Source organism: Mesorhizobium sp. M4A.F.Ca.ET.022.05.2.1, from assembly GCF_003998845.1.
Lineage (GTDB): Bacteria > Pseudomonadota > Alphaproteobacteria > Rhizobiales > Rhizobiaceae > Mesorhizobium.
In genome coordinates, this window is the sequence record NZ_RZOJ01000306.1 from 1 (window position 1) to 7,208 (window position 7,208).

Sequence of the window (7,208 nt, forward strand, 5' to 3'; positions counted from 1 at the left end):
GTTCGCGCTCGGCCTGCTGCTGCCGATCTACACCATCACCGGCTACGACGCCTCGGCGCACACCTCCGAGGAAACCATCAAGGCGGCCAGTTCCGTGCCGCGCGCGATGGTCATGTCGGTCATCTGGTCGGCCGTCTTCGGCTACCTGTTCCTGGCCGCCTTCATCCTGATGATCCCGAACATGGACGATGCCGCCAAGCAGGGCTGGAACGTGTTCTTCTGGGCCTTCGACCAGCGTGTCAGCCCCGGCATCAAGGAGTTCGTCTACCTTGTGGTGTTTGTTGCCCAGCTGCTTTGCGGCCTGGCCACGGTGACCTCGGCTTCGCGCATGATCTTCGCCTTCTCGCGTGACGGCGGCCTGCCGGGTTCGGCGGCACTCGCCAAGGTCAGCCCGACCTATCGCACGCCGGTGGCGGCGATCTGGACGGCGTCGATCCTGTCGGTGCTGTTCGTCTGGGGCTCGACCCTGGTTTCGGTCGCCGGCACCTCGGCCTACACCATCGTGGTGTCCTGCACGGTCATCTTCCTGTTCCTCTCCTTCACCGTGCCGATCGCGCTCGGCATGCTGGCCTGGGGCACGCCGAAGTGGGACAAGATGGGCCCGTGGAACATGGGGCGTGCGATCTTCATGCTGTTCGGCGTCCTCTCCATTCTGTCGATGATCCTGATCTTCGTCATCGGCATCCAGCCGCCGAACGACTGGGCGCTCTACATCACCGTCGGCTTCTTCATCCTGACGGCGATCGTGTGGTTCGCGTTCGAGCGCAACCGCTTCCAGGGCCCGCCGCTTGGCGACATCATCGCGGCGCGCCAGGCAGCGATCAAGGCAGCCGAACAGGCGGTCGGCGAGACCGGCCACTGACGTCTATTTCCATGGCCATGGCCGGCCTGGCGCCGGCCATGGTTTCGTTCCCCCTCTCAAAAGACCAAGCGCTGGAGTGCCAAAGGAATGGCCGGAAATTTCTCGTTCGATCAATTGAAGAAAGCGGTCTCCAATGGCGAGATCGACACGGTGCTGGCCTGCATCGTCGACATGCAGGGCCGGCTCGCGGGAAAGCGCTTCCTGGCCCAGTATTTCGTCGATTCCGCGCATGGCGAGACGCATGGCTGCAACTATCTGCTGGCCTGCGACATCGATATGGAGCCGGTGCCGGGCTACAAGGCGGCAAGCTGGTCGAAGGGCTATGGCGACTTCGTCATGAAGCCGGACCTGGCGACGCTGCGGCGGCTGCCGTGGCTGGAAAAGACGGCGCTGGTGATCTGCGACGTGCTCGATCACCACGACCATGAAGATCTGGCGCATTCGCCGCGCGCCATCCTGAAGAAGCAGGTCAAGCGGCTGAAGGATCGCGGCTATATCGGCTACTTCGCCTCCGAGCTCGAATTCTACCTGTTCAACGAGACCTACGATTCCGCCCGCAAGAAGCACTGGCAGGGCCTCGACTCGGCCTCGCCCTACATCGGCGACTACCAGATCGGCATCACCACCAAGGAAGAAGGCGTGATGCGCCGGCTGCGCAACGAGATGGAAGCCGCCGGCATTCCGATCGAGAACTCCAAGGGCGAATGGGGCCCGGGCCAGGAAGAGATCAACGTGCGCTACGCGGAAGCGCTCGATATGGCCGACCGCCATGTCATCCTGAAGAACGGCGCCAAGGAGATCGCCGATTCCGAGGGCAAGTCGATCTCCTTCATGGCCAAGTACAATTACGGGCTCGCCGGCAACTCCAGCCACATCCACAATTCGCTGTGGAGCGCCGACGGCAAGACGCCCCTATTCTTCGACAAAAGCGCCGAATGGACGTTGTCGACGCTCGGCCAGCACTGGGCGGCCGGCCAGCTCAAATACGCCAAGGAGTTCACCTGGTTCCTGGCGCCCTACATCAATTCCTACAAGCGCTTCCAGGCGGGCACGTTCGCGCCGACCAAGATCATGTGGAGCGAGGACAACCGCACCGCCGGCTTCCGCCTGTGCGGCGAGGGCACCAAGGGCATCCGCATGGAATGCCGGATAGGAGGCGCCGACCTCAACCCCTATCTCGCCTTCGCGGCGCTGATCGCATCCGGCCTTGCCGGCATCGACGAGAAGCTGGAACTGCAGAAGCCGTTCGTCGGTGACGCCTACCAGGCCTCGCGCCTGCCGGAGATTCCGAAGACGCTGCGCGACGCCACCGAGACGCTGTCGAAGTCGAAGATGCTGAAGCAGGCCTTCGGCGAGGACGTGATCGAGCATTACGTGCACACCGCCCGCTGGGAGCAGTTCGAATACGACCGCCGCATCACGGATTGGGAACTGCACAGGGGGTTCGAGCGCTATTGACGGTGTTGCGGATTATGCACTATTGTTGCGATTATCGCATCGCAACAATAGGAGGCATCCTTGCCCCAAGGCAGAACCGATATCGACAAGGCGTGGTTTACGAACCAGATGAAGGAGAAGGGTCTATCGGTGCGCAGCATGGCGAGCCGTATGAACATCCACTCCAGCGCCTTGTCGCGGACGCTGAACGGCGAGCGGCGCATGCAAGTGGATGAAATACGCAGGATCGCAGAAATTCTTGACCGGCCGCTTAGTGAGATCTGGGCTCATCTGGGCTCTTCGACCGGACGCCAGAACGCCGGAGACGCAGGGCGTCGTTCCGGTTTTATGGAGGATAAGGTGGATTTCAAGAGTGCGCCGGACATGAGCGGCAAGAGCGAAGACTATGTCGTGGCGCCTCGGGGCGCAGATCCGCTGTTCGGATGCATGGCCGGGACGCTGACGCTTCTTCCGGACGTCGACTACACAGCTCCCGCGGATACGGACTGGGGCAAAGTGTATGACGACTGACGGAGTGTTGCTGGACACGTGCTTCATGCTGTGGCTGTCGACCGAGCAGCCGGTTGCGAGAACGGCTGTTGATAGAGTGACCAATGCGCGAAAGAACGGCGGCGTCATCGCCGTTTCCGTCATGTCGGCTTGGGAAATCGGAATGCTCGTCTCCAAGGGCCGGCTTCCATTTATCAAGTCGCCGCTCGCCTGGTTTGAAGGGTTCGTGCAAGCCGGCGCAGCGACCGTTGAAGAGGTCGACAGTGAACTGTTGGTCGAGTCCTCGTTCTTGCCTGGCGCCGTTCACAACGATCCGGCCGACCGGATCATCATAGCCACTGCCCGCTCGAAGAACCTCGCAATCATTACCCGCGATCGCGCCATCCTTGCTTATGGCGCGGCCGGCTTTGTCAAAACAGTCCCTTGTTGATTTTGGAGACGCCTTCTTGGAAACGGTCAAACTCAAATCCCCCATCGACGGCTCGATCTATGCCGAGCGGCCGGTCGCGACGGACCAGGCGATCAACGCCGCGGTCGAGCGCGCCAAGGCGGCGCAGGAGAAGTGGGCCGGAACACCGGTCGTCGAGCGCGGCAAGTACATGCTGGCGATGCTGGAAGCGCTGGTCGCCATGAGCGACGAGATCGTGCCGGAGATCGCCTGGCAGATGGGGCGCCCGGTACGCTATGGCGGCGAGTTCGGCGGCGTCAAGGAACGCGTCAACTACATGGTCGAGATCGCCGAACAGGCGCTGAAGCCGGTGATGGCCTCCAACCCGAAGGACGGCTTCCGCCGCTATGTGAGGAAGGTGCCGCTCGGCGTGGTCATGGTCATCGCGCCGTGGAACTACCCCTATCTCACCGCCGTCAACACCATCGTGCCGGCGCTGATGGCCGGCAGCGCGGTCATCCTCAAGCACGCGGCGCAGACGCTTCTGGTCGGCGAGCGCTTCCAACAGGCCTTCGACAAAGCTGGCCTGCCCAAGGGCCTGTTCCAGAACCTCGTCCTGAACCACGGTCAGACCGAGAGGCTGCTCGGCTCCGGCAAGATCGACCATGTCAACTTCACCGGCTCGGTCGGCGGCGGTCGCGCCATCGAGAAAGCCGCGGCCGGCACTTTCATGAGCCTCGGCCTCGAGCTCGGCGGCAAGGATCCGGCCTATGTGCTGCCCGACGCCAAGATGGATCATGCGGTCGCCAATCTGGTCGACGGCGCCTTCTTCAATTCCGGCCAGTGCTGCTGTGGCATCGAGCGCGTCTATGTTCACGAGAAGGTCTATGACGAGTTTGTCGAGGGTTTCGTCGCCGAGACCAGGAACTATGTCGTCGGCAATCCGCTGGAGCAGGCGACGACGCTGGGGCCGATGGCGCAGGCACGCTTCGCCGACCTGATCCGCGAGCAGAAGGCCGAGGCGCTGCGCAAGGGCGCCACCGCGCATGTCAACATGAAGGTGGCCGAGGACAAGGCAGGCTCGCCCTATCTGGCGCCGGAAGTGCTGACCAATGTCGACCACCAGATGGGCGTCATGCGCGAGGAGAGCTTCGGGCCGATCGTCGGCATCATGAAGGTGCGCAACGACGAGGAGGCCATCGCGCTGATGAACGACAGTCCCTACGGGCTGACGGCATCTATCTGGACGCGCGACACCGAACGCGCTGTCGCGATCGGCGACCGCGTCGAGACCGGAACCGTGTTCATGAACCGCTGCGACTATCTCGATCCGGCGCTGGTCTGGACCGGCGTCAAGGACACCGGCAAGGGCGCGGCGCTCTCGGCCATAGGGTACGACAATCTGACCCGGCCGAAATCATTCCACCTGCGTGAAGCGATCTGATTTTTTTCGAAAGACAAGCAATGCCCAAGCTCATCTCCAAATGGAACTACCCGACCACCGTCCGCTTCGGCGCCGGCCGCATCAAGGAACTGCCAGACGTGTTGGCAGCCACAGGCATCAAGCAGCCGCTCTTCGTCACCGATCCTGGGCTGGCGAAATTGCCGGTCGTCGCCTCGACGCTGAAGATTCTCGACGACGCCAAAGTTCCGTATGGCGTGTTTTCCGAGGTCAAGCCGAACCCGGTCGATTCCAACCTGACCGCCGGCATCGCGGTGTTCAAGAAGGGCAAGCATGACGGCGTCATCGCCTTCGGCGGCGGCTCGGCGCTCGACCTCGGCAAGCTGATCGCCTTCCAGGCAGGGCAGACGCGGCCGGTGTGGGACTTCGAGGATGTCGGCGACTGGTGGACGAGAGCCGATTCCGACGCGATCGCGCCGATCATCGCGGTGCCGACCACCGCCGGAACCGGGTCGGAAGTCGGCCGCGCCGGCGTCATCACCAATGAGGAGACGCACACCAAGAAGGTCATCTTCCATCCGAAGCTTTTGCCGGCGATCGTGATCGCCGATCCGGAGCTGTCGGTCGGCATGCCGGGCTTCATCACCGCCGGCACCGGCATGGATGCGCTGGCGCACTGCCTCGAAGCCTATTGCGCGCCGGGCTATCATCCGATGGCCGACGGCATCGCGGTGGAAGGCATTCGGCTGGTGTTCGAGAACCTGCCCAAGGCCTTCGCCAACGGCAAGGACCTGGTCGCCCGCGCCCATATGATGAGCGCCGCGGCGATGGGCGCGGCGGCCTTCCAGAAGGGGCTGGGCGCCATCCACTCGCTATCGCATCCGGTCGGCGCGCTCTACGACACCCATCACGGCATGACCAACGCCGTGTTCATGCCCTATGTGCTGGCCTTCAACCGCGACGCCATCGACGAGCGCATCGCCCGGCTCGCCGCCTATTGCGGCATCAAGGGCGGCTTCGACGGTTTCGCCAAGGCGATCATCAAGCTGCGCAAGGAGCTCAAGGTGCCGCATGCGCTGCCCGGCCTGATCAAGGGTCTCGACATGGACAAGAAGCGCAAGGGGCTGATCGCCGACATGGCGGTGGTCGATCCGACCGCCGGCGGCAACCCGGTCAAGCTGACCAAGAAGGGGGCGTTGACCCTGCTGGAAAATGCCATCGCCGGCGCTGTCTGAGACAGATTTCAGGCGTCGGAATTGATCCGGAAAACGAGGGGAAAGGAAAGGGAAGAGGGCGAAAGACAAGGCGGGAAATAATTAGCCGGAAAAAGAATCGCGAGGCGATTGCTACACCCGGTTAAAAAGAGTTTACTTTTTCGTACTGCGCGTGCCGGTTTCACAAAGCTTTCATCTGGCTGTCACACGAAAACGATACCGCATCGCAGGCGTCTAACGGCGTCAGTTCAACGGAGAGAACACATGTTCAAATTCACGGGGAAGGTGCTTTCCCTTTCGGCCGCGACCCTGATGGTGTCGTCGGTGCTTTCGTCCGCGGCTTCGCTGGACGATCTCGTCAAGGCCGCGAAAGCAGAGGGCGAGCTCACTGTCATCGCGCTGCCGCATGACTGGTGCGGCTACGGCGCCGTCATCGACGGCTTCAAGGCGAAGTATCCGGAACTCAAGATCAACGAACTCAACCCGGATGCCGGCTCGGGCGACGAGATCGAGGCGATCAAGGCCAACAAGGACAACAAGGGCCCGCAGGCGCCTGACGTCATCGACGTCGGCCTGTCCTTCGGCCCGTCGGCCAAGGCCGATGGCCTGATCCAGCCCTACAAGGTGTCGACCTGGGACTCGATCCCGGACAGCGCCAAGGATGCGGACGGTTTCTGGACCGGCGACTATTACGGCGTGCTGTCCTTCCTGGTGAACAAGGATCTGGTCAAGGAAGCGCCGGCTGACTGGGCCGACCTCTTGAAGGCAGACTATGCCAATACGGTTGCGCTCGCCGGTGACCCGCGCGCCTCGAACCAGGCCATCCAGGCCGTCTACGCCGCCGGCCTTTCCGGTGGCGCGGCCGCTGGTGAAGCCGCCGGCACCGCCGGTCTCGACTTCTTCAAGAAGCTCAACGCCGCCGGCAATTTCGTGCCGGTCATCGGCAAGCCGGCGACGCTCGCCCAGGGCCAGACGCCGATCCTGGTCACCTGGGATTACAACGCGCTTGCCGGCCGCGACACGCTGAAGGGCAACCCGCCGGTCGATGTCGTCGTGCCGAAGACCGGCGTCGTCGCCGGCGTCTACGTGCAGGCGATCAGCGCCTACGCGCCGCACCCGAATGCTGCCAAGCTGTGGCTCGAGTATCTCTACTCCGACGAAGGCCAGATCGGCTGGCTGAAGGGCTATTGCCACCCGATCCGCTTCAACGACCTCGCCAAGAACGGCAAGCTCCCGGCCGACGTGATGGCCAAGCTGCCGCCGGCCGAGGCCTATGCATCGGCTGTCTTCCCGACCCTCGATGAACAGGGCAAGGCCAAGGAAGCCATCACCAAGAACTGGGAAGCCGTTGTCGGCGCCAACGTGAAGTAACACAATGTAAGGGCCGGGCGGCCT

At 62.9% G+C, this 7,208-nt stretch carries 7 protein-coding genes; all 7 read left to right on the forward strand.

What is annotated here, in order from left to right; genetic code table 11:
• Nucleotides 1-862: amino acid permease (locus EN745_RS25525; protein ID WP_127422545.1), on the forward strand; the 862-nt coding region annotated here is incomplete at its 5' end.
• Nucleotides 863-949: 87 nt separating this feature from the next.
• Nucleotides 950-2,320: a glutamine synthetase family protein gene (locus EN745_RS25530; protein ID WP_127422546.1), complete on the forward strand. Its 1,371-nt coding sequence runs from the start codon at nt 950-952 to the stop codon at nt 2,318-2,320.
• Between the two features lie 60 nt (nt 2,321-2,380).
• The gene (locus EN745_RS25535) at nt 2,381-2,830 is read left to right on the forward strand and encodes a helix-turn-helix transcriptional regulator (RefSeq protein WP_127422547.1); all 450 of its coding nucleotides are present in this window, start codon (nt 2,381-2,383) and stop codon (nt 2,828-2,830) included.
• Nucleotides 2,820-3,239, forward strand: coding sequence for a type II toxin-antitoxin system VapC family toxin (locus tag EN745_RS25540; protein ID WP_127422548.1), 420 nt, complete (start codon nt 2,820-2,822; stop codon nt 3,237-3,239). The genes EN745_RS25535 and EN745_RS25540 overlap by 11 nt, the downstream gene beginning before the upstream one ends.
• Complete coding sequence (locus tag EN745_RS25545; protein ID WP_127422549.1) at nt 3,202-4,641, forward strand: aldehyde dehydrogenase family protein; 1,440 nt, start codon at nt 3,202-3,204, stop codon at nt 4,639-4,641. The genes EN745_RS25540 and EN745_RS25545 overlap by 38 nt, the downstream gene beginning before the upstream one ends.
• 20 nt (nt 4,642-4,661) lie before the next feature.
• A complete protein-coding gene (locus EN745_RS25550; RefSeq protein WP_127422550.1) occupies nt 4,662-5,834 on the forward strand; it encodes an iron-containing alcohol dehydrogenase in 1,173 nt (390 codons plus the stop codon).
• Nucleotides 5,835-6,077: 243 nt separating this feature from the next.
• Nucleotides 6,078-7,184 (forward strand): ABC transporter substrate-binding protein, encoded by a 1,107-nt coding sequence (locus EN745_RS25555; RefSeq protein WP_127422551.1) that lies wholly within the window; start codon nt 6,078-6,080, stop codon nt 7,182-7,184.
• Nucleotides 7,185-7,208 lie beyond the last annotated feature (24 nt).

Excerpts from the sequence above, each read along its gene's own strand:
- EN745_RS25530 (WP_127422546.1), top strand. The coding sequence starts at position 950 with ATGGCCGGAAATTTCTCGTTCGATCAATTGAAGAAAGCGGTCTCCAAT.
- EN745_RS25550 (WP_127422550.1), top strand. The coding sequence starts at position 4,662 with ATGCCCAAGCTCATCTCCAAATGGAACTACCCGACCACCGTCCGCTTC.
- EN745_RS25555 (WP_127422551.1), top strand. The coding sequence starts at position 6,078 with ATGTTCAAATTCACGGGGAAGGTGCTTTCCCTTTCGGCCGCGACCCTG.
- EN745_RS25540 (WP_127422548.1), top strand. The coding sequence starts at position 2,820 with ATGACGACTGACGGAGTGTTGCTGGACACGTGCTTCATGCTGTGGCTG.
- EN745_RS25545 (WP_127422549.1), top strand. The coding sequence starts at position 3,202 with ATGGCGCGGCCGGCTTTGTCAAAACAGTCCCTTGTTGATTTTGGAGAC.